Annotated in this window: 18 protein-coding genes; 6 read left to right on the forward strand and 12 right to left on the reverse strand. The window is 68.5% G+C overall.

Annotated elements, in window-relative coordinates:
• Positions 1-396 (forward strand): hypothetical protein (locus tag RJ03_RS07610; RefSeq protein WP_036499531.1); only part of this gene is annotated, 396 nt, incomplete at its 5' end.
• 11 nt (positions 397-407) lie between these two features.
• Here the strand turns inward: RJ03_RS07610 and RJ03_RS07615 are convergent.
• The 3 genes from RJ03_RS07615 to RJ03_RS38785 all read right to left on the reverse strand — a co-directional run bounded on the left by RJ03_RS07615 (position 408) and on the right by RJ03_RS38785 (position 4,118).
• Positions 408-1,502 (reverse strand): methyltransferase, encoded by a 1,095-nt coding sequence (locus RJ03_RS07615; RefSeq protein ID WP_036499532.1) that lies wholly within the window; start codon positions 1,500-1,502, stop codon positions 408-410.
• Positions 1,503-1,594: 92 nt separating this feature from the next.
• Positions 1,595-3,256 (reverse strand): amidase, encoded by a 1,662-nt coding sequence (locus RJ03_RS07620; RefSeq protein WP_036499568.1) that lies wholly within the window; start codon positions 3,254-3,256, stop codon positions 1,595-1,597.
• Positions 3,257-3,545: 289 nt separating this feature from the next.
• A complete protein-coding gene (locus RJ03_RS38785) occupies positions 3,546-4,118 on the reverse strand; it encodes a TetR/AcrR family transcriptional regulator (protein WP_036499533.1) in 573 nt (190 codons plus the stop codon).
• A gap of 91 nt (positions 4,119-4,209) precedes the next feature.
• On the opposite strand from RJ03_RS38785, the gene RJ03_RS07630 reads away from it, so the two are divergent.
• A complete protein-coding gene (locus RJ03_RS07630) occupies positions 4,210-4,671 on the forward strand; it encodes a nuclear transport factor 2 family protein (protein WP_036499535.1) in 462 nt (153 codons plus the stop codon).
• A gap of 19 nt (positions 4,672-4,690) precedes the next feature.
• On the opposite strand, the gene RJ03_RS07635 is transcribed toward RJ03_RS07630, so the two are convergent.
• The 4 genes from RJ03_RS07635 to RJ03_RS07650 all read right to left on the reverse strand — a co-directional run bounded on the left by RJ03_RS07635 (position 4,691) and on the right by RJ03_RS07650 (position 9,771).
• Positions 4,691-5,620: a D-isomer specific 2-hydroxyacid dehydrogenase family protein gene (locus RJ03_RS07635; RefSeq protein ID WP_036499537.1), complete on the reverse strand. Its 930-nt coding sequence runs from the start codon at positions 5,618-5,620 to the stop codon at positions 4,691-4,693.
• Positions 5,617-6,588 carry a non-homologous end-joining DNA ligase gene (gene ligD, locus RJ03_RS07640; RefSeq protein ID WP_036499570.1) on the reverse strand — a complete coding sequence of 324 codons (972 nt, stop codon included), beginning with the start codon at positions 6,586-6,588 and terminating at the stop codon, positions 5,617-5,619. Before ligD ends, RJ03_RS07635 begins: the two co-directional genes overlap by 4 nt.
• A 57-nt stretch (positions 6,589-6,645) precedes the next feature.
• Positions 6,646-8,769, reverse strand: a complete 2,124-nt coding sequence (locus RJ03_RS07645; RefSeq protein WP_036499539.1) for a RecQ family ATP-dependent DNA helicase — start codon at positions 8,767-8,769, stop codon at positions 6,646-6,648.
• A 114-nt stretch (positions 8,770-8,883) separates the two neighbouring features.
• Positions 8,884-9,771, reverse strand: a complete 888-nt coding sequence (locus RJ03_RS07650) for an alpha/beta fold hydrolase (RefSeq protein WP_036499542.1) — start codon at positions 9,769-9,771, stop codon at positions 8,884-8,886.
• Positions 9,772-9,920: 149 nt separating this feature from the next.
• On the opposite strand from RJ03_RS07650, the gene RJ03_RS07655 reads away from it, so the two are divergent.
• A complete protein-coding gene (locus tag RJ03_RS07655; RefSeq protein ID WP_030512770.1) occupies positions 9,921-10,400 on the forward strand; it encodes a hypothetical protein in 480 nt (159 codons plus the stop codon).
• 17 nt (positions 10,401-10,417) lie between these two features.
• Here the strand turns inward: RJ03_RS07655 and RJ03_RS07660 are convergent, their stop codons facing one another.
• The 4 genes from RJ03_RS07660 to RJ03_RS07675 form a co-directional block, all read right to left on the reverse strand.
• The gene (locus tag RJ03_RS07660) at positions 10,418-11,641 is read right to left on the reverse strand and encodes an RtcB family protein (protein WP_036499545.1); all 1,224 of its coding nucleotides are present in this window, start codon (positions 11,639-11,641) and stop codon (positions 10,418-10,420) included.
• 45 nt (positions 11,642-11,686) lie between these two features.
• Complete coding sequence (lipP1, locus tag RJ03_RS07665) at positions 11,687-12,658, reverse strand: LipP1 family hormone-sensitive lipase (RefSeq protein WP_051024437.1); 972 nt, start codon at positions 12,656-12,658, stop codon at positions 11,687-11,689.
• A gap of 139 nt (positions 12,659-12,797) precedes the next feature.
• Positions 12,798-13,559 carry a glucose 1-dehydrogenase gene (locus tag RJ03_RS07670; RefSeq protein WP_036499547.1) on the reverse strand — a complete coding sequence of 254 codons (762 nt, stop codon included), beginning with the start codon at positions 13,557-13,559 and terminating at the stop codon, positions 12,798-12,800.
• Between the two features lie 100 nt (positions 13,560-13,659).
• Positions 13,660-14,787, reverse strand: coding sequence for an LLM class flavin-dependent oxidoreductase (locus RJ03_RS07675; protein ID WP_036499549.1), 1,128 nt, complete (start codon positions 14,785-14,787; stop codon positions 13,660-13,662).
• A 154-nt stretch (positions 14,788-14,941) separates the two neighbouring features.
• Between RJ03_RS07675 and kstD the strand changes: the two genes are divergently transcribed.
• Genes kstD through RJ03_RS07690 form a run of 3 tightly spaced genes read left to right on the forward strand, consistent with a single transcriptional unit; the run spans position 14,942 to position 18,260 of the window.
• A complete protein-coding gene (gene kstD / locus RJ03_RS07680) occupies positions 14,942-16,687 on the forward strand; it encodes a 3-oxosteroid 1-dehydrogenase (protein ID WP_036499551.1) in 1,746 nt (581 codons plus the stop codon).
• Between the two features lie 2 nt (positions 16,688-16,689).
• Complete coding sequence (locus RJ03_RS07685; protein WP_036499553.1) at positions 16,690-17,421, forward strand: glucose 1-dehydrogenase; 732 nt, start codon at positions 16,690-16,692, stop codon at positions 17,419-17,421.
• A gap of 17 nt (positions 17,422-17,438) precedes the next feature.
• Positions 17,439-18,260 carry an SDR family NAD(P)-dependent oxidoreductase gene (locus tag RJ03_RS07690; RefSeq protein ID WP_036499555.1) on the forward strand — a complete coding sequence of 274 codons (822 nt, stop codon included), beginning with the start codon at positions 17,439-17,441 and terminating at the stop codon, positions 18,258-18,260.
• Positions 18,261-18,306: 46 nt separating this feature from the next.
• Here RJ03_RS07690 and RJ03_RS07695 read toward each other — a convergent pair whose 3' ends face one another.
• Positions 18,307-20,019 (reverse strand): AMP-binding protein, encoded by a 1,713-nt coding sequence (locus RJ03_RS07695; protein WP_167331958.1) that lies wholly within the window; start codon positions 20,017-20,019, stop codon positions 18,307-18,309.
• Positions 20,020-20,273: the final 254 nt, after the last annotated feature.

The following is a 20,273-nucleotide window of genomic DNA, read 5'->3' on the forward strand; positions in this document are numbered from 1 at the left end:
GCCTGCTGCGGCCACCTCGGCGACCAGGCCGACGACCATCCAGTCACCAGGGCTGCCCGCGAACTGGCCGAACTTCACCTCGCCCGCCGCTGCTCCCCGGTCCGCGCGGCGGAGATCGACTGTCGCAGAAGGGAAATCGTCGTCCGCATCGACCGCTGGGTCAGCGACCGCACCGCCGCCGCGGCCCATGCGCGTTCCCTCGGCGCGGCCGTCGACGGACTCGCCGCCGCCCAGGTCCGCGCCACCGTGCTGCTGCGCGAGGCCGAGACGGTCGACGACGAACGAGTCAGGGCCGCTTGGTTTCTGGTCGGATCGCTGGCCGACTGGTGGGGCGAACTGGTCGAGCAGCACCTCGGCACCGCTCGCCCGCGCCGGCGTCCGCGCGGTGCGCGATAACGCGGGTGGCCCTACACCGGCCGTGCCTCGATCACGGATTCCGGTGACACCGTCGCGGTGATGCGGGTCAGCGCGAAACCGCAGCGCGCGAGCAGGTCGCGGTAATCACCGGCGGTGCGCTCGCGGCCGCCACTGTTGATCAGCATCTCCAGGTCGGTGTACTTACCCGGATGCGGGCGATTGTCCTGGGGCAGCACGATTTCCACGATGATCAACCGGGCGTGGGACGTCATCGCGGCGCGCACGGTGCGCAGGATCTGTTCGGCACGCGCATCCGGCCAATCGTGAACCACATGTTTGAGCAGATACGCCTCCGCGCCCGCCGGAACCGATTCGAAGAAGGACCCCGCCGTCACCTCGGCCCGCTCGTCGAATCCCGCGGCCGCGAAGCGCTCCGCCGCACCGGCTACCACATCGGGCAGATCGAACAGCACGCCCCGGGTTTCGGGTGCGCGCGAGAGGATTTCGGTGAGCATCGCGCCGTGCCCGCCGCCCACATCGACGATCGTCGAGAAGCGCCCGAAATCGTAAGCGGCGAACAACGATTCCGTGGTGAGCGATCCGATGCTGGTCATCGCGCGGTCGAACAGGTCGCCGAATTGACGGTCGGTGCGGATGTATTCGAAGAAGGGAGCGCCGTCCACCTGCGGCCCCACCGGATTTCCCGTGCGCACCGCGTCGACCACATGCGTCCAATGCGCCCGATGTGTGGCCGACCCGAAGAACAGGGCCGCATCACGCAGCGATTCCGGAGAGTCGCGGCACAGGGCCCGGGCGGGCGGGGTCAGCGCGTAGCGGCCGTCGCGGCGCTGCGCGAAGATGCCGTGACTGATCAGCAGCCGCAACAACCGGCGCAGCGCGTCCTCGTCCGCACCCACGCGCCGCGCCAGTTCCGCACCGGTGAGCGGCCCCTGCGCCAGCTCATCGGCGATCCCCAGTGCCGCGGCCGCATGAATGGCCTGCGCCAACCACCCCGCTGCCAGCAACTCCATCAACGACAGCGGTGCCGGCGCCAACCGCCGATAGGCTTCGCCCAGCGCGTAGCGAACGGTCCCGACGGCCCGCACCAGCGGTAGCGGCGGCAGTTTCGGTAACCCGAACACCATGCACAACTCCTCCGAGAGACGGACAGGTCGCGCTCCGCAGCCTACGGCCTCAGCGGGAGTGTCGGCGTATCGCCGGAGAAATCGCTGTCCGGTCACGTGTTGACGGCGCTGGTGGTCGGGATGAAGTTGAATGCGGGGGCTCCGGCGTCGGTGTTGGTCGGGTCGGGGCCGTCGCCGGGGGCCACGGGGCCGATCTCGGGCAGTGTGCGCGGATTCGGGAGCAATGAGGGCATGTCACGCCATGCGGTGTCCGCGGCCTGCAATTCGAGTCCGATGGCGATGAGGTCGGCTTCCGCCCAGGGCTTTCCACCGAGCTGCACGCCGAACGGCAGACCGGTGGCGGCGGATCGGCCCGCCGGCAGGGCCAGGACCGGTGTGCCGGTGTAGTTGGCCCACATCATCGGGATATCGCAGGGGCCGATGAGGGAAATCGGGCCGATGTCATCGCGTTTCGAGCTGTCGGTGATCGCACCGGGGAGAATCACCGCGTCGAGCCGGTTGTCGGCGAACAACTGGTTGTACCGGCGCTGGAATCGCGCACGGTCGCGTTCCAGCTGCCAGTAGTCGGAGGCGGGCGCGGCCAGCGCCGCCAGTGCCATCGCCACGACCGCGGCGCTCTCGGTCCGATAGAGCGACAGCCTGTCCGACCACTGCCGATGGAACATCCCCAGCTCCACCGCATCACCGGTGGCCAGCGCGAGCGGTGGTGTCGGCATGGCGACCTCCACCGTCTCGCCGCCCAGCGCGGTGACCAGCCCGAGGAAGCGGGTGAACAACGTGCCGAGTGCCGGGGGAAGTGGGTGAACGAATTCCGTCGGCACTCCGAAACGCTTGCCCGACAACGGTGTCACACCACCGGTAGCCGTCAGCGGGAAGCCGTCCTCCGGTGGCGCCGGCGCCACACCGGTCACCGGGTCGTTCGGATCGGGACCCACCATGGCCGACAGCAGCAGGGACGCGTCCGCGACGCTGTGCCCCATCGGACTGGGATGGTCCCTGGTCCACATCACGGGGATGAGGCCGTAGCGGCTACATCGGCCGAATGTCGGCTTGATGGCGGTGACTCCGGCCCGGGACGCGGGGATGCGGATCGAACCACCGGTATCGGATCCGATCGACAGCGGGGCGAATCGGGCCGCCAGCGCCGCCGCGCTACCGCCCGACGAACCGCCGATGGATTCGCTGATATCCCAGGGGTTTCCGACCTGTGGAGTGTCGGTGGCCATCGCGAATTCGGCGGTGTGCACGTGCCCGATCAGGACCGCGCCCGCCTCGCGCAGCCGCCGCCAGACCGTCGCGTCCCCGGCGGCGACATTGCCGTCGAGAACGCGGCTCGACGCGGTGACCGGCAGTCCCGCGGCCGCGTAGATGTCCTTGACCGCGATCGGGAGTCCGCAGATCAGCGGTGCGTTCCCGGCCGCCAGTCGTTGCGCGGCCCGCTCTGCCTGCTGATGGGCGAGCTCGGGATAGGTACGAACCCACGCGGTGGTCGCGCCGTCGTAGGTCGCGCTGCGGCGCAAGCAGGCGTCGAGCAGTTCGGCCGGATGCAGCCGGCGGGTCTGTAGCAGCGCGGATGCCTCCGTGGCGGTCAGCAGTGCCGGATCCGTGGTGGCGATATCGGACGGATTCGGCAGCGGTGCATGCCGGGAGACGGTGCGCGCGCCCGCGACCGGCGCGCTACGCGCCACGGTCGCGGCGGCGAGGCCGAGGCCGGCCGCCCGAAAGAGCGCCCTGCGCGAGGAAGCTGCATGCATGATCGTCCGCCCCGGATCCGTGCGGCGGTGAATGTGAATCACTGCCGTTTCTTATGTGGAAGCCTCGAAATTATCAGTCCCGCCGTCGCTTTGACACAGTAGCCGCCGAATCGGCTACCGCAATCCCATGAAATCTGGGTGTCGGCCGGGAGTTGCCGCCGGGTACGGGAGGCGTCGCGCGTCCCCTGCGTCACGTTCGGTATGTCGTCGAATCGCGACCGGCGTGAGAACTGGATCGGGTGATGATCCGGCCCGCTGCCTCACCCACGATCCGAGCTGATCTCTCCGGTCACCGCCGGGTAGCCGAAAGTAGCTGCGCGGCAGCGGCTTCGGCGGTCGAGGCGGCGGCTGTCTCGCCGGTGATGCCGGCGGTGACGATGGCTCCCTCGGCGAGCAGGTAGATCGCGTCGGCGGCGTCGGATCCGGTGGCGGCGACCCACCCGGCGATCATGTCGTGGAAGGCGGCCTTGTGCGCGCGCACTTCCGCGCGGACGGCCGGTGACTCGGCACCGAGTTCGCCGTGCATGTTGATCCAGGCGCAACCGCGAAAACCCTGCTCGCCGAACCAGTCTCGTAGCCAGTGGAAGACCGCCTCGACACGCCGGAGCGGATCGTCGACGCGTTCGACGTACCGGGCCAGCGCCTGGCGCCACCGTTCGTCGCGGCGGCGCAGCATCGCCACGACCAGGTCTTCCTTGGTCGGATACAGGGTGTAGATCCGCTTGAGCGACAGGCCGGACGCGTCGCGGATCCGATCCATTCCGACGGCCTGGACGCCGTGCGTGTACATCAACTCCTCGGCGGCGTCGAGCAGCGCCGCGCGGTCGGACGCATTCCGTTCGGCGCTGAGCGTGGCGGGCATGGCCGGGACTCCCTTGACATCGAGAACGTTCGTTCCCTACCGTAACGCATCGGTGGAGAACGAACGTTCCCCGTGGAGAGGCAGGAATCCGATGTCCGAAGCTCGACCGCCCTATCCGCCGTTCACCCTGGAAACCGCCGCGCAGAAAGTGCAGGCGGCCGAGGATGCGTGGAACACCCGGGATCCGCACCGGGTCGCGCTCGCCTACACCCCCGACTCCACCTGGCGGAACCGGGACGAATTCGTCACCGGCCGTGCGCAGATCGTCGAATTCCTGACCGCGAAATGGGAACGTGAACTCGACTACGCGCTGCGTAAGAGCCTGTGGGGATTTCGCGGAAACCGCATGGCCGTCCGGTTCCAGTACGAATGGCACGACCGTACCGGTCAATGGTGGCGCAGCTATGGCAACGAGCTGTGGGAATTCACCGACCAGGGATTGATGGCACGTCGGGAGGCGAGCATCAACGACGTGCCGATCACCGAGGCGGATCGCCGGATATTCGGCCCGCGCCCGGCCGAGGAGCACGGGGTGGACATCCCCCTGCGGTAGTCACCGGTACGGGCGGTGATCAGTAACCGGCCTCCGGATCGATCCGTGCGAGGAGCTCACGCCCCTGCGCGAAGCGGGTGACGTTCGCGGCGACGTGGTCGGCGAAGGCGGCTGTACGCAGCTGCGGCGGATTGGAATCGTGCGGGGTGATGATCGCATTCGGCAGGTCCCAGAGCGGATGGCCGTCGGGGAGCGGTTCGGGATCGGTGACGTCCAGGCCCGCCCCGCCGACGGCGCCCTCCCGCAGTGCGGCGACCAGGGCTTCGGTGTCGATGAGCGACCCGCGGGCGACATTGATCACCCACGAATGCGGTTTCAGTTGGGTCAGTTCGTCCTTGCCGATCAGGTGGCGGGTGCCCTCGGTCGCGGGCGCGGCGACGACCACGTGATCGGTGCGGGCCCAGATTTCCGGAATCCGTTCCGCGGGAATCGTTTCCACCACATGGGGGGCGTCGATCGGGCGGCCGGAGCGGTTGACGGCGATCACCCGGGCTCCGAACGGCTCCAGCATGGCGATGACCTCACGGCCGATCCCGCCCGCGCCGACGACCGCGACGGTCGCCCCGCGCAAGGTGCCTATATGCGGAAAGAACTCGGTCTGCCGCCAGCTGTGGGCGCGGATGTGCTCCGGCAGGTAGCGCACCCCCGCGAGCAGCAGCGCCATCGTCCCCTCGGCAACGCTCTTGGCGAAAGCGCCTGCCGCCGAGGTGAATACCACGCTCGGATGGCGTTCGAAGATGCCGGCGTCGAAGAACTCCTCGACCCCGGCCGAGTACAACTGCACCCACTCGATAGACTCGGGCAGGTCGGGAAATCCGTTCGGCCCGCCGTCCCACACCAGCGCCCGCGCGTCGCTCAGCTCCGAAAGCCGTGCTCCCGCGCCGGTGATCGCCTGCTCCAGAAGGTCATTGGTGAGCGGTGCCAGTGCGATGCGGACTGCGCCGGTCATGCGTCGTGTGCTCCTTCGTCTTCGTCGAGGTCCACCTCGACCCGGTCGCGGTCGGCCCATTCCAGCAGCGTATTCAGGTCGAAGACCGCGTCGTCGATACCCGCGTGCAGATCGCCGAGTTCGGCGTAGCGGGCGGGGACGGTGTTGATGGTGAAGTCGTTCGGTTCGATATCGGGAATTTCGTTCCACCGCACCGGTGTCGAGACGGTGGCGGCGGCATTGCCGCGTACCGAGTAGGCGGCGGCGATCGTATGGTCGCGAGCGTTCTGGTTGTAGTCGACGAACAGCAGTGCCGGATCGCGATCGCGGCGCCACCACGTGGTGGTCACATCGTCGGGGGCGCGGCGCTCGACCTCCTGTGCGAAGGCCAGCGCGGCGCGGCGCACCTGCTGGAAGCCGTGCTCGGGCGCGATGCGCACGTAGATGTGCAGGCCGTGCCCGCCGGAGGTCTTGGGCCAGCCGACCGCACCCAGCTCGTCGAGGACCTCGTGCGCGACCTCCGCGACACGCTGGACCCGCGACCACGGGCAATCCGGCATCGGATCCAGATCGATGCGCCATTCATCGGGCTTCTCGGTGTCGAAGCGGCGCGAGTTCCACGGATGGAACTCCACCGTCGACATCTGCACCGCCCAGATCACGTCCGCCAGTTCCCGCACGCACAGTTCGTCCGCGTGCCGGTTGTAGCGCGGAAAGTGCACGCGCACGGTGGGAATCCAGTCCGGCGCCCCCGCCGGGAGCCGCTTCTGATGCACCTTCCCGCCCGGCAATCCCTTCGGGAAGCGGTGCAGCATGCACGGCCGGTCCCGCAGGGCGTTGACGATTCCGTCGCCGACACTCAGGTAGTACTGCACCAGATCGAGTTTGGTCGCCTCGAGCTCCGGGAAGTACACCCGATCCGGATTCGACACCCGCACCGTATGCTCGCCGACCGTCAACTCCACGGCCGGCGTCGACTTACTGGTCACCGGATCGACGATAGTGGGTGATCGATCGCCGGGCACCGCACGCGCCGCGTCCGTACCTCACGTCGGAGTGGCCAGTGCGAAGGGAAGGACCGCGGGGGCGCCGGCGTGGCGGAGGGTCCGGGCGGCGAGAGTGAGGGTCCAGCCGGTGTCGGTGTGGGTATCGACCAGCAGGACCGGGGTGTCGAGGCCGGTGAGGTCGGGGGTCTCCCACGAGTCGAACAGTGCCGCCACGCGGTGGGCGGAGTTGGCCGCCGAGACCGGTGGCCGGTCGGGACGGGTGTGCAGGACACCGAGATCGGTGAGACGGCCGATGCGGGCCAGGCGGACGGCCAGGTCGGCGGCGAGTACCGGATGCGTCGCCGATTGCAGGGCCATCACCGCGCCGGGACGTTGCGTCCACTTCCATTCCCGCAGAACGGCGATACAGGCGTCGACGATATGGTCGGGCGCCGGGCCGTCGGGCGCGTCGAGCAGGGTTCGCAAGCGCTGACCCCACCCGAGATCGCTGAGCCGGCCCAGCACCCGGCCCACCTCCGGGCCGTCGGATATCTTGCCGGACAACGGAACTCCCAACTTCGACAGTCCGGTCGGCCATTGTTTGCGGGGGAGTAGATCGATTCCGGGCCGGTCCAGCCGGGCCCGGATGGTGGCCACCTCGCCGGCGTCGACCGAGGTGTCGAAACGGCGGCCGGTGCAGTTGTCGCAGCGACCACAGCCGGGCGCGTCCGGGGGCAGGCCCGGATCGTCGAGTTGGCGGCGCAGGAAGTTCATCCGGCATTCGCCGGTGCTCTGATACTCGAGCATGGCCTGCTGTTCCGCTTCGCGCGCGCGGTCGAGGCGCTCGTAGCGTTCGGTGTCGTAGGTCCACGGTTCACCGGTGGCGAGCCAGCCGCCGCGCACCCGCCGCACCGCGCCGTCCACATCCAGGACCTTCAGCACCATCTCCAGCCGCGACCGGCTCAGTTCCACCAGGGGTTCGAGAGCCACCGTGGACATCGGGCGTTCGTAGTCCAGGGCGGACAGCACCGACCGCACCACCTGCTCACGCGGGAAGGCTACGGACGCAAAGTAATTCCAGATCCGCCGGTCCTCGGGCCCCGGCAACAGGATGACCTCCGCGCGGGCCGCCCGGCCGGAAGGACTCGAGGCGTCCGGGACCAGTCCGCGCCCGGCGCGGCCGACCTGTTGGTAGTAGGCGATGGGGGAGGAGGGGGCGCCGACGTGGACCACGAAGCCGAGGTCGGGTTTGTCGAAGCCCATGCCGAGCGCTGAGGTCGCCACCAGCGCCTTCACGTCGTTGTCGAGCAGCGCCTGTTCGAGGGTTTCGCGCTCTCCGGGTTCGGTGCGACCGGTGTAGGCCGCGACCGGGTATCCGTGGTCGGTGAGGACGTCGGCGAGGTCGTGGGCGGCCGCGACGGTGAGTGTGTAGATGATTCCGGAGCCGGGCAGTTCGCCCAGTTGCCGGCTGAGCCAGGTGGTCCGCTGGACGGCGTCGTCGATCCGCACCACGGACAGATGCAGCGATTCCCGGTCCAGGGTGCCGCGCAGCACCAGGGTGTCGGTGCCGATCTGGGTGGCGACATCGGTGACCACCCGGTTGTTGGCGGTGGCGGTGGTCGCCAGCACCGGAATGTCCTCGCCGAGGTCGGCGATCAACGTGCGAATGCGGCGATAGTCGGGACGGAAATCGTGCCCCCAGTCGGAGATGCAGTGCGCCTCGTCGACCACCACCAGGCCGGCGTCGGCGGCCAGCTTGGGAAGCACCGAATCGCGGAAATCGGGGTTGTTCAATCGTTCCGGGCTGACCAGCAGCACATCGACCTCACCGGCGGCGACGCGCTGATGAATCTCGTCCCATTCGGTCACGTTGCCGGAGTTGATGGTCTCCGCGATCACTCCCGCCCGGCGCGCGGCGGCGACCTGGTTGCGCATCAATGCCAGCAGCGGTGACACGATCACCGTCGGCCCCCGCCCCTGGGACCGCAGCAACCGCGCGGCGATGAAGTACACCGCCGATTTGCCCCAGCCGGTGCGCTGGACCACCAGCGCCCGCCGCCGCTGGACGACCAGCGCCTCGATGGCCGTCCATTGGTCCTCACGCAGACGCGCCCCGGGCCCGGCCAGCTCGCGCAGCAGGGATTCGGCGGATTCGCGCAGCTCGGTGGTAGTCACGCGCTCCATCGTGCCCGACCCCTCCGACACCTGGCCACCGTCCGGCTACAGCCGCACCCCGTGCACGGAAACGCGGTCCCGAGACGGGCCCGCGTGTGATCGGAAGACCGGTCGCGGCGCTGACTAACCGGTCTCGGCGGCCAGCGCCAGCAGCCGATCCCGCACCAGGTCCGGTCGCTCCTCCGGGATGAAATGTCCGCAGCCGTGGACGTATTCGACGGTGTAGTCGTCGGCACGCGCGGTCTCCGCGGCCGCCAGCGAGGGGTGGATGGCCGCATCGCCGGTGCCGAACAGGGCACGGATCGGGATCGTGGCGCGGCGGCGTTCCGGATGGCGGGCGGCGGGCAGTTCCCGCAACCAGAAGGTGCGGTAGGTGTCGGTGGCCGCGCGGGCCACCGCCGGATCGCGGAACCGGTCGCCGTAGATCCCGGCGAGTTCCGGGGTGAAGGTACGCCGAGCGTCGGCGTTGAGCCGCAACAGGCGATCGACGAACGGCGTGTACCGCTGCAGCGGCACGCCGAAGGTAGCCACCAGCGGCTGATACATCAGGAAACGCCAGGCGTGCGGTGCGAAGGTCCGCGCGGTGATCCAGGGGTGCGCGATATTGAGTGGCAGATAACCCTCGAACCGCTCCGGCTCCCGCAGCACCATCAGGAATCCGACGAACCCGCCCCAGTCGTGACCGGCGAGCAACAGCCGCGGCAGTTCGAGTTCGTCGACCAGCGCCAGCAGGTCGGAGGCGACGTCCTCCTTGGCCCAGTGATGCGGCGGCGGGCCGGACCAGCCGTAACCCGGCAGGTCCGGGGCGATGAGGCGCAGCCCGGCGGGGGGATCGGCGAGCAGATGCCGGTAGGCGTAGTGGTGCTGCGGCCATCCGTGCAGCAACAGCACCGGCCGGCCGTCGGGGACCCCGGCTTCGGTGACGTGGAATCGCACGCCGCGGACCTCGATGAAACTGCGGCGCACTCCGGGGATTTCGGGCGGTCGGGCAGATCCTGATGTCGAGGGCATAGCCGATGCTAACCACCGGCAACCCGGGACCGCCACGCCACGAACGTTTTCCGCCCGGCGTCGGGCATTTTCGGTCGCGAGGCAGGACAATGAGGGCGATCGGACTGCGAGGTCCACTGGCATGCGCGGGAATGCGGGAGGAACGGGCGATGGCCAAGAAGTTCGAGTCACCTGCGGATTGGGCCCCACCGGGCGCGCAGTTCCAAAGTCGCGGGGTCACCAGCCGGACCCTCTCGGGTGTGCTGTTCGGGCTCATTGTGACGCCCATCGGAATCGCGTTCGCCGCCAAGGGGGGAGCCGATATCCGGTACTGGGTCATCGTGGGTGCGGTGACCGACCGCTGGACCGCGGCGCTGGAGATCTTCGGCGGCTCCCTGCTGCTGTTGTTCGTCGCGGCGATGGCCGCGTTCTCGCCGGTGGGCACGATCGTGGCCAGCCTGGTGTGGGGGATCTTTCCCGGCGTGCTGCACCTGCTGTACCCGGACGACACCTTCCGCCTGATCGGCGATCTGCCCTTCACCGATGCCACGATGCAGGTGGCGCTGCACTCCTGGGTGACCTACGGCTTCGCCCTGATCTCGGGCATGATGCTGCTGGGTGCGGGCATGGTGGGTGTGCTGCGCAAATAGACGCGGCCGTTCCGCCTTCAGCCCTTCACACACAGCACCTGACGCAGTGTCGCGACCACATCGACCAGATCGCTCTGCGCCGCGATGACGGCGTCGATGTCCTTGTAGGCCGCGGGGATCTCGTCGATCACCCCGGCGTCCTTGCGGGACTCCACACCGTCGGTCTGCGCGATCAGATCCGCGACGCTGAACTGCCGCTTGGCCGCGTTGCGGCTCATGCGGCGGCCCGCACCGTGCGAGGCCGACTGGAACGAGGCGGGATTTCCCTTGCCCCGCACCACATACGAGCGGGTACCCATCGATCCGGGGATCAGGGCGAGGTCACCGGTTCCGGCCCGGACCGCGCCCTTGCGGGTCACCAGCATCGGCATGCCGTCGACCATCTCCTCCGACACGTAGTTGTGGTGGCAGGAGATCGGCTCGTCGAAACGCACAGCCAGCGCATCGAATTCGTCACGCACGGCACCGCACACCAGGTCCAGCATCACCGCCCGGTTGCGTGCCGCGTACTCCTGCGCCCAGCTGAGATCGCGCCGGTAGGCGTCCATTTCCGGTGTGCCGGAAAGGAATACGGCCAAATCGCGATCGGGCAGGTCCCGGTTCTGCGGGAGCGTGCGGGCCACGGCGATATGCCGCTCCGCCAATTCCTTGCCGATATTGCGGCTTCCGGAGTGCAGCAGAATCCACACGTGCTGTTCGGTGTCGAGGCAGACCTCGATGAAGTGGTTCCCGCCGCCGAGCGTGCCCATCTGCTTGTGCGCCTTGGACTCTCGCTGCTGCACCGCCGGATCGAGATCGCCGAACCGGCTCCAGAACGCGGACCATCCGGCTCGCAACGTGGCGCCGGCCGCCCGGCGGCCGTGCACGTCCAGCTGCAGGCGGGTGACCTTCACCGGCTCCTTGTGCGCGTTGAATCCGACCGGTACGGCGGCCTCGATGCGCGAGCGCAGCGAATGCAGGTCGTCCGGCAGATCGGAGGCGGTCAGCGAGGTCTTGACGGCCTCCATTCCGCAGCCGATGTCGACGCCCACGGCGGCCGGGGCGACCGCGTCCTTCATGGCGATGACGGACCCGACCGTGGCTCCCTTGCCGAGATGCACGTCGGGCATCACGCGGACGCCGTAGACCCATTCCAGTTGGGCGAGGGTGCGCAGCTGCTGCAGCGCGGCCGGCTCGACCTCGTGCTCGTGGGCCCACATGAGCGTCTGCGCCTTGGTGCCGCGCAGCTCGACGGGAAACATGATCTCGATCCTTTCGTGAACAACTCTCCCTGTTCACGGTAGGGATCACGGGCCGTCGGCGCACCCGAATATCGGCCGGGCCGGCACAGCTAAGGCCCGGCGCAGTGCCGCGAAGGCGCGTTCGTTCGCGACGCCGGTTTCCGGCAGCACATCGCCCATGGTCATGAATCCGTGGAACATGCCCTCGTAGCGATGCACCTCGACGGGGATGCCGGCCGCGGCCAGGTGCGCCCCGTAGGCCTCGCCCTCGTCGCGCAGCGGGTCGTATTCGGCGGTGGCGATATGCGCCGGTGGTAGCCCGGCGGGGTCGGACAGCAGGGGCGCCGCATACGGATCGGTGCCGTCGGCGTCGCCGAGGTACTGCTCCCAGTACCAGCGCAAATGGTCGTCGGTGACGAAATAACCCTGCGCGTTGTCCCGGTACGACGCGCTCGCGCGAGCCGGATCCAGCATCGGGTACATGAGCAACTGCGCGACCACCGCCGGGCCGCCCAGATCGCGGGCCATCAGCGCCGTGACCGCCGCCAGATTGCCGCCCGCGCTGTCGCCGGCGACGGCGATCCGGGCGGGGTCGCCACCGTGCTCTGCTATGGCCGCGCCGATCCAGCGCAACACGGCGTACGCGTCCTGCGCGGCGGCCGGGAACCGATGTTCCGGCGCCTGGCGGTAGTCCACCGACACCACCAGTGCGCCGGTCTCGTTCGCCATCGTCCGGCAGAACTGATCGTGGCTGTCGAGACTGCAGATCACGAACCCGCCGCCGTGGCAGAACATGATGACCGGCAGCGGCTCGGTGCCGCCCCGTGGGGTATAGATCCGCACGGGGATGTCGGCGCCGCCGGGGCCGGTGATGGCCGAATTCCGTACGGCCGCAACCGGAACGGGATCGATCGGGGCCGGTGGCCGCGCCGCGAGCTGCCGTCGCGCTTCGGCCGCGTCGAGGACGTCGGTTCCCAGCTTCGGGAACGCGGCGGTCGCGGCGTCGACGACCGCCCGGGTTCGCGGCGTCATCGCCATGAGACACCGACCGAACCCAGAGCCCCGGACGCGCCGACGAGCAGTGCCGGGCGTCGGCGGCCGCATCGACCGCCGTCTCCGTCGCGCCGGGGGCTCGACGCCGCGGTACCGCGCCGGTGCCCGGGTGTGCATCGCTCGCTCACGGCGCCTCCTGCAGCTCCGGCGGCAGGAACTTCCCGGCGGCGAGTCCGCCGTCGATGGTGACTTCCGCGCCGGTCACATACGACGAGGCGTCCGAGGCGAGGAAGGCGACCAGCTCGGCGACCTCCTCCGGCACGCCGGTGCGCTGCAGCGGCAAGGTCGGGAAGCTGCCCGGGCCGGTGGTCAGATATGGGACCATCGGGGTCGCGATCGGGCCGGGGTGGACGGAGTTGACGCGAATTCCCCTGGGCCCCAGCTCCAGTGCCGCGGTCTTGGTGAGGCCGCGCAGGCCCCATTTGGAGCTGCCGTAGGCGGAGTGCCCCATCAGGCCCTCGAGTCCGGCCTGAGACGAGATGTTCACGATCGACCCGCCCGCCTCGGACATCGGCCCCACCACCGACCGGATACCCCGGAACGCGCCCACCAGATTCACCCCGAGAATCCTCTCCAGCTCTTCCGGCGTGGTGTCGGTGAGCGGTTTCGCGGTGTAGATCGCGGCGTTGTTCACCAGCACGTTGAGCCGGCCGAATTCCGAAACGGCCACGGCGACAGCGGCATTCCAGTCGTCGGCCGAGGTGACGTCATGGCGGACGAAGCGCGCCGCCTCGCCGAGTTCGTCGGCCAACTGCTTTCCCTCGGCGTCGAGTACATCGGTGAGAACGACCCGCGCACCACGTTCGACGAACAGGCGTGCCTCCGCCGCGCCCTGACCGCGCGCCGCGCCGGTGATCAATGCGACTTTGCCTGTGAGATCGACCATTCGACTTCTCCTCCTGAAAATATGCCGAGATCCTGCGCCGCATCCGGCGTCCTCGGCTCGCGGCAGTCTCGATGAGCGAGACCGGCGTGTGGTTGTCCGATCACTGATTCCGGAAGTGCGGAATGACCTTCTCGCCCCAGTGCCGGATCGTCTCGAGGCAGGCCTCCTGCGGCACGGTGCCCATCTGGATCAGGCACAGGATCTCGTCGGCGCCCGCGTCGCGCAGTCGCTCGACGTAGGCGATGGCGTCCTCTGGGCTGCCGTAGGCGTGGTCGGCATTGAACACCGAGGTCGACCCCGCCTTCACCGGAATCTTGGCCTCGTGCAGGTAGGCGACGTGCTCGTCGGCGGCCTCCTTGATCCGCGCCACCTCGTCCACGGTCGGATCCACGGCCTCGTCCGGCACCGGACCGGCGCCGTAGTAGTGCTTGATCGACTGCGCGAAGAAGCGCTGGCCGCGCGCGCCGATCTGCTGCGCCCGCTCCCGGTCGTCGAGCACGATGGTGGGGCACAGGGCGGCGAAGTGGTCGTTGGTAACCGTCGAGACGAACCGCTCACCGGTACGGGCCGCGATCGCCTCGTCGTAGGTGCGGCGCAGTTCCGCGATCTCCTCCACTCCCGCGAAACCCAGTACGAGAGTGCCGATTCCGTAGTCGGCGGCCAGCTTCAGGGTGTCCTTCTTCGTGCATGCCATGAACAGCGGGGGATGCGGACGCTGTACCGGCCGCGGTAGCAGCGAATGCGGAGCGATGTCGAGCAGTTCGCCGTGATACTCGAATTCGCCCTCGGGATCCTGCCAGGCCCGGCCGATCATCCGCAGCGACTCCTCGACCTCGGCGTAGGTGCGTTCCGGGTCCACCCCGCACATGGAGGTCTCGACCGGTGTCGCACCGCGTCCGGCGCCCAGATTCAGCCGCCCGCCGGAGAGCACGTCGAGCATCGCCGCGCGTTCGGCCGCGCGCACCGGGTGGTTGAAGTTGAAGGGCATACACACCACGCCGTGGCCGATCCGGATGCGCTGGGTCTTGGCCGCCACCCAGGTCAGAAAGATTTCGGGGGCGCTCATGTGCGCGTACCACTTGAGACCGTGGTGTTCGACGGCCCAGACGGTGTCGAAGCCCATCTCGTCGGCCAGCACGGCTTGCTCCACACAGTCGCGCAGCACCTGCGCCTCGTGCTCGGCGGTCGGATCGGTCATCTGGGCCTCGAAGATCATCGAGAACTTCATCCGCGTGCTCCCTGTCGTAGCGGTGTATGCCTAATCGAAATAGTCCTTCCCGGACCCGTACTGGTCAGCCGTAAGTCCCGCTGGTCGGGACCGTCCCGTGTCGCCGCGGCCGGGCGGCCATAGCGTCGGATGCAACGATGGGGAAGAAGGACGGATGACACAGGAATTCGAATTCGACGTGGTGGTCGTCGGCTCGGGCGCCGCCGGTATGACCGCGGCATTGACCGCCGCCTATCGCGGGCTGTCGGTGACGATGATCGAGAAGAGCCGCAGCTTCGGCGGATCCACCGCGCGCTCCGGCGGCGGAATCTGGATCCCGAACAATCCGGTGCTGCAGGCCGCGGGTGTGCCGGACAGCCCGGAACTGGCTCGGACATATCTCAAAGCCGTTGTGGGCGACCGTGTCCCGGAGGAGAAGCAGCGTGCCTTCCTCGACCACGGGCCGGAGATGATGCGCTACATCGGAGCGCGCAGCAAGTACTGGCAGTTCGTCTACGACCGCGGCTACTCCGACTACCACCCGGAATTCCCGGGCGGGCTGGCGCAGGGCCGCAGCATCGAACCGGCTCCGATCGACGGCCGTCTGCTCGGTGGTGATCTGCACAAGATCAACCAGCCGACCATGTCGGGGCCGAAGGGAATCGCCTTCACCGTCAGCGACTTCCACGATCTGAACATGATCGCCCGCACCTGGGCCGGTAAGCGCACCGCGATGAAGGTGGGGGCGCAGGCGGTGGCGAACAAGCTGCGCGGCCGGCTGCCGCTGAGCCTGGGCAAGGCCCTGGCCGCACGACTGTGGCTGTCGCTGCGCGACGCCGGCGTGCCCGTGTGGTTGAACACCCCGCTGACCGAACTGGTCACCGAGGCCGGTGCCGTGGTCGGTGTGCGTGCCGAACACCAGGGCGTTCCGGTGCTGATCAAGGCCCGCCGCGGCGTGGTGCTCGCGGCCGGCGGTTTCGAACACAACCTGGAGATGCGCAAGCAGTACATCTCCGGGCCGCAATCCACCGACTGGACGGTCGGCGCCACCGAGAACGTCGGCGAAGGGATCGTCGCGGGTCAGAAGGCAGGCGGTGCGGTGGATCTCATGGACGACGCCTGGTGGGGACCATCGGTGCGCAACCCCGAGGGTCCGCCCTTCTTCTGCCTGGCCGAACGGGCACAACCCGGCGGCATCATGGTCAATCACGCGGGGGAGCGGTTCGTCAACGAATCGGCCCCGTATGTGAATGTCGTGCACACCATGTACGAGCAGCAGGCCGCGGGGGTCGACCATATTCCGGCCTACTTCATCATGGACCAGACCTTCCGCGACAGATATCTGTTCCTGGGCAACTTCCCGAAGCGTCCGATTCCGCAGAAATATCTCGACGCCGGAATCATCACCCAGGCCGATACGCTCGAGCAGTTGGCGAACAAGATCGGTGTTCCCGCCGCGACGCTGGCCGCCACGGTGCAGCGCTTCAACGGCTTCGCCCGCAGTGGGCGCGACGAGGATTACGGACGCGGCGATTCCGCCTACGACCGGTATTACGGCGACCCCACCGTGCAGCCGAATCCGTGTCTGGCGCCGCTCGAAAGAGGACCGTTCTACGCGGTGGAAATGGTGCCCGGCGACCTGGGCACCAAGGGCGGGCTGTGCACCGACGAATATGCCCGCGTGCTCGACGAACAGAATGCGCCGATCGCCGGACTGTATGCGGCGGGCAACAATTCGGCGTCGGTCATGGGTAACGACTACGCGGGCGCCGGGGCGACGATCGGCCCCGCCATGGTCTTCGGGTACATCGCGGCCAACCACCTCGCCGACGAACGCGAACCGCGGGAAGCGGTCGCCGCATCGGCGTCCAAGCGCGCGAGCAACGGCCGCAAGGCGCCCGCACGCACGGGACAGGAGTGATCATGGGCAGGATCGACGGTAAAACGGTCGTCGTCACCGGCGCGGCCCGGGGCATGGGTGCGGCGTTCGCGCAGCGGCTCGTCTCCGAGGGCGCCTCGGTCGTGATCACCGATGTGCTGGCGGAGGAAGGTAAGCAGACCGCCGCGCGGCTGGGCGACGCGGCGCTGTTCGTCGCCCACGACGTGGCCGACGAATCCGCGTGGAACGACGTCGTCGCGCAGGCGGAATCGGCGTTCGGGCCCGTCTCGGGCCTGGTGAACAACGCCGGAATCGTGCACGTGGATCCGATCGAAACGCTCGCCGAAGCGGACTACCGCAAGGTGATCGACGTCAATCAGGTGGGTGTCTTCCTGGGGATGAAGGCCGTGGTCGGATCGATGCGGCGTGCCGGTGGCGGGTCGATCGTGAACATTTCCTCGGTCGGCGGCATCATCGGCTTCTCCAACATCCTCGGCTACACCGCCTCCAAATGGGCGGTGCGCGGTATGACCAAAACCGCGGCACAAGAGTTCGGGCCCATGGGAATTCGCGTCAACTCGGTGCATCCCGGTGTGGTGATGACCGAAATGACCAGCGATTCGGCGCGCTCGAATTCGATGTTCCACGATCAGCCGCTGGCACGTCCCGGCACCCCGGAGGAATTGGCGAATCTGGTGCTGTTCCTCATCTCCGACGAGTCCGGTTACAGCACCGGTTCGGAATTCGTCGCCGACGGCGGATTCACCTCCCACTGACACAAAGGATTTCCGCGGTGAAGAATTTCGCAGGTAAGACCGCCGTGATCACCGGCGCCGGCGCCGGTATCGGGCGGGCGCTGGCCCTGGAGCTGGCCGGCCACGGCGCTCGCCTGGCCCTGTCCGGCCGCAATATCGACAATGTCGCCGAGACCGCCGCGCTGTGCGAGAAGAAGGGCGGCCACGCGCGCGCCTACCGGCTCGACGTCACCGACCGGGACGCCGTGTACGCCCACGCCGACCAGGTGGCGGGCGATTTCGGCGGGGTGAACATCGTGGTCAACAACGCCGGTGTGTCACTGACCGCCAGCACCGAAGAGGTCAGCTGGGACGATTTCGAATGGATCGTCAACATCAACTTCTGGGGCGTGGCCTACGGAACGAAAGCCTTTCTGCCGCATGTGATCGCCTCCGGTGACGGCGCGATCGTCAATGTGTCGAGCATGTTCGGCCTGGCCGCTTGCCCGACCCAGGGTGCCTATAACGCGACGAAGTTCGCGATCCGGGGTTTCACCGACGCGCTGCGCCAGGAAATGAAGATCGCCGGGCACAACGTCGCGGTGAGCTGCGTCCATCCCGGCATGATCCAGACCGAGATCGCGTGGAAGGCGCGCGCGGGCGCCACCCGCGATCGCGACGCGCTGGCCGCCAACTTCGACCGGCTCGCCAAGACCAGTCCGGAACAGGCCGCCAAGGCGATCGTCGACGGTATCCGCAAGGACAAGGCGAAGGTGCTGATCGGCAACGACGCCCGGATGATCGATCTGCTGCCGCGGATCTTCGGCTCCGGATATCAGAAGATCCTCACCGCGCAGATGCGCAACGAGGTCAGCAAGTAGACCACTCGCGGCCGGGCCGGTGATCGCGTGGATCACCGGCCCGGGCTCAGTGGCTCCCCTCCGCGCACCGTAATCGGCGCTTGTGGACTTTGCCGGCAGTCGTGCGCGGCAACCGGTCGACTATCCGCACCGTGCGCGGGATCTTGTATCCGGCCAAGCGGGTGCGACACCACGCGAGCAGATCGTCCGCGTCGAACGGCGCCGTCCCGGAGGGAACCACGAAGGCGGCGCCGACCTCTCCGAGGCGCTCGTCGGGTACGCCGACGACCGCCACCTCGGCGATGCCCGGATAGTGGCGCAGCGTCTGTTCGACCTCGGCCGGAGAGACGTTGAACCCGCCGACGATGAACATATCCTCGAGCCGGTCGGTGACCCGCAGCCAACCGCCGGGGTCCAGGGCGCCGATATCGCCCGTATGCAGCCAGCCCTCCGGGTCGACGGCGGCGGCGGTGGCGGCGGGGTCGTCGAGATATCCGCACATCACGTTCGGGCCGCGCACCACGATCCGGCCGGGCGTACCGGCCGGCACGTCGCGGCCTTCGACGTCCAGGATTCGAATCTCGCTGCCCGGCAACGCTTTACCCACAGTGTGGGCGGTGCGTTCGATATCCGTACCGGGCGGGCACACCGCGACCACGCCGACCGATTCGGTGAGACCGTAGGCGGTGAAGACCCGATCGGCTCCGAGGTCGGCACGCATCCGGGCGATCAGCTCCGCCGGAATCGCCGTGCCGCCGGTGCCGGCCAGTCGCAGCGCCGGAAACGACCGCCCTGTCGCGAGGAGATCGAGAAAAATCGTCGGCGGGCCGGCGAGGACGGTGATTCGCTCGGCTGTCATGAGATCCGCCGCGGATCGCGGATCGAACACCGGCACCGGATACATGGTGGCCGCCCGCGACAGGCAAGCCACGATGCCCGCCTTGTATCCGAAGGTGTGCGAGAACGGATTCGGCAGCAGACAGTGGTCGCCGTGCCGCAGGGTGACCGCGCTCGCCCACCGGTCCAGCACGGTCAGGGTTTGCTGGTGCGTGGTGAGCACCCCTTTGGGGGAGCCCGTCGTGCCGGAGGTGAAGAGGATGTCGCTGATCGCGTCGGAAGGTAATGCGGCCATTCGTGATTCGGCATCCGACGACCGGATTCGCGCGGCGTCGGCGATGAAGTCTCGCCAGCCGATCGGTGGCCCCTCACGCCGATCGGGCGGACGGGGAACGCCTCCATCGGGCTCGTGCCGGTCGCGCCGCCGGTGCCCCGAACCGGTAACCGACCGGGCAGCGCCGGTTGGCGGGTCCTGGTCGTCGTCGGACATCGATGGGGAAGTGGCGCTGTCGTCGGTGGCATGCGTGCCGGACAGCAGGACCGTGAATTCCAGGTCCGGCAAGGGGCCTTGGTCCGCCAGCAGGCTCGGATAGTCGATGCCCAGGAATCCGCGCACCGTGAACAGTCCGCGGCATCGGGTGCGGCGCAGAATCGCCGCGGCCTCCGGTCCGCGCAGCCGGGTGCCGATCGGCACCAGGGTGGCGCCCGCGCCGAGCAGGCCCACGGCGGTCACGATCCAGCGGGCGCTGTTGGGTGCCCAGATCGCGACCCGGTCTCCGGCGGCCACCCCGCGGGCCATCGCCGCGCGGGTCACCCGTAGCGCCTCGGCGTGGAGTTCGGCGTAGGTGAGGCGGGTGCGGCCCTCGACGATCGCGACGGTCGACCCGTTCCAGCGTGCCTGTGCGGATACCAGAGCCGGAATCGTCGCGGGTTCCGCCGTCATCTCTTCGCACACCATCGCTGTCCGGATACACACACTGTCGAACACACCTCGCCGGCCGCCGGTCGGGCGGTCCACGGCCCATGGTGCCGCAGGCTGGTGCCGCGCAGGCCGTTCGCACACCGCCGGTCCCGGTGAGTGGTATCACGGGAGCGACGTTGGTTCCCGCATCCGCTCAGCGGGACCATCGCTACTGGCCGAGGACGGTCGGGCGGCACTCTCGAAGGATGACCGGGGCGGCAGGGGGTTCGATGCCC

This window comes from Nocardia aobensis NBRC 100429 (assembly GCF_000308375.1).
Lineage (GTDB): Bacteria > Actinomycetota > Actinomycetes > Mycobacteriales > Mycobacteriaceae > Nocardia > Nocardia aobensis.

Excerpts from the sequence above, each read along its gene's own strand:
- RJ03_RS07685 (WP_036499553.1), top strand. The coding sequence starts at position 16,690 with ATGGGCAGGATCGACGGTAAAACGGTCGTCGTCACCGGCGCGGCCCGG.
- RJ03_RS07645 (WP_036499539.1), bottom strand. The coding sequence starts at position 8,769 with ATGGAGCGCGTGACTACCACCGAGCTGCGCGAATCCGCCGAATCCCTG.
- RJ03_RS07655 (WP_030512770.1), top strand. The coding sequence starts at position 9,921 with ATGGCCAAGAAGTTCGAGTCACCTGCGGATTGGGCCCCACCGGGCGCG.
- lipP1 (WP_051024437.1), bottom strand. The coding sequence starts at position 12,658 with ATGGCGATGACGCCGCGAACCCGGGCGGTCGTCGACGCCGCGACCGCC.
- RJ03_RS07675 (WP_036499549.1), bottom strand. The coding sequence starts at position 14,787 with ATGAAGTTCTCGATGATCTTCGAGGCCCAGATGACCGATCCGACCGCC.
- RJ03_RS07695 (WP_167331958.1), bottom strand. The coding sequence starts at position 20,019 with ATGACGGCGGAACCCGCGACGATTCCGGCTCTGGTATCCGCACAGGCA.
- RJ03_RS07660 (WP_036499545.1), bottom strand. The coding sequence starts at position 11,641 with ATGTTTCCCGTCGAGCTGCGCGGCACCAAGGCGCAGACGCTCATGTGG.
- RJ03_RS07635 (WP_036499537.1), bottom strand. The coding sequence starts at position 5,620 with ATGACCGGCGCAGTCCGCATCGCACTGGCACCGCTCACCAATGACCTT.
- RJ03_RS07615 (WP_036499532.1), bottom strand. The coding sequence starts at position 1,502 with ATGGTGTTCGGGTTACCGAAACTGCCGCCGCTACCGCTGGTGCGGGCC.
- RJ03_RS07670 (WP_036499547.1), bottom strand. The coding sequence starts at position 13,559 with ATGGTCGATCTCACAGGCAAAGTCGCATTGATCACCGGCGCGGCGCGC.
- kstD (WP_036499551.1), top strand. The coding sequence starts at position 14,942 with ATGACACAGGAATTCGAATTCGACGTGGTGGTCGTCGGCTCGGGCGCC.
- RJ03_RS07620 (WP_036499568.1), bottom strand. The coding sequence starts at position 3,256 with ATGCATGCAGCTTCCTCGCGCAGGGCGCTCTTTCGGGCGGCCGGCCTC.
- RJ03_RS07630 (WP_036499535.1), top strand. The coding sequence starts at position 4,210 with ATGTCCGAAGCTCGACCGCCCTATCCGCCGTTCACCCTGGAAACCGCC.
- RJ03_RS38785 (WP_036499533.1), bottom strand. The coding sequence starts at position 4,118 with ATGCCCGCCACGCTCAGCGCCGAACGGAATGCGTCCGACCGCGCGGCG.
- RJ03_RS07650 (WP_036499542.1), bottom strand. The coding sequence starts at position 9,771 with ATGCCCTCGACATCAGGATCTGCCCGACCGCCCGAAATCCCCGGAGTG.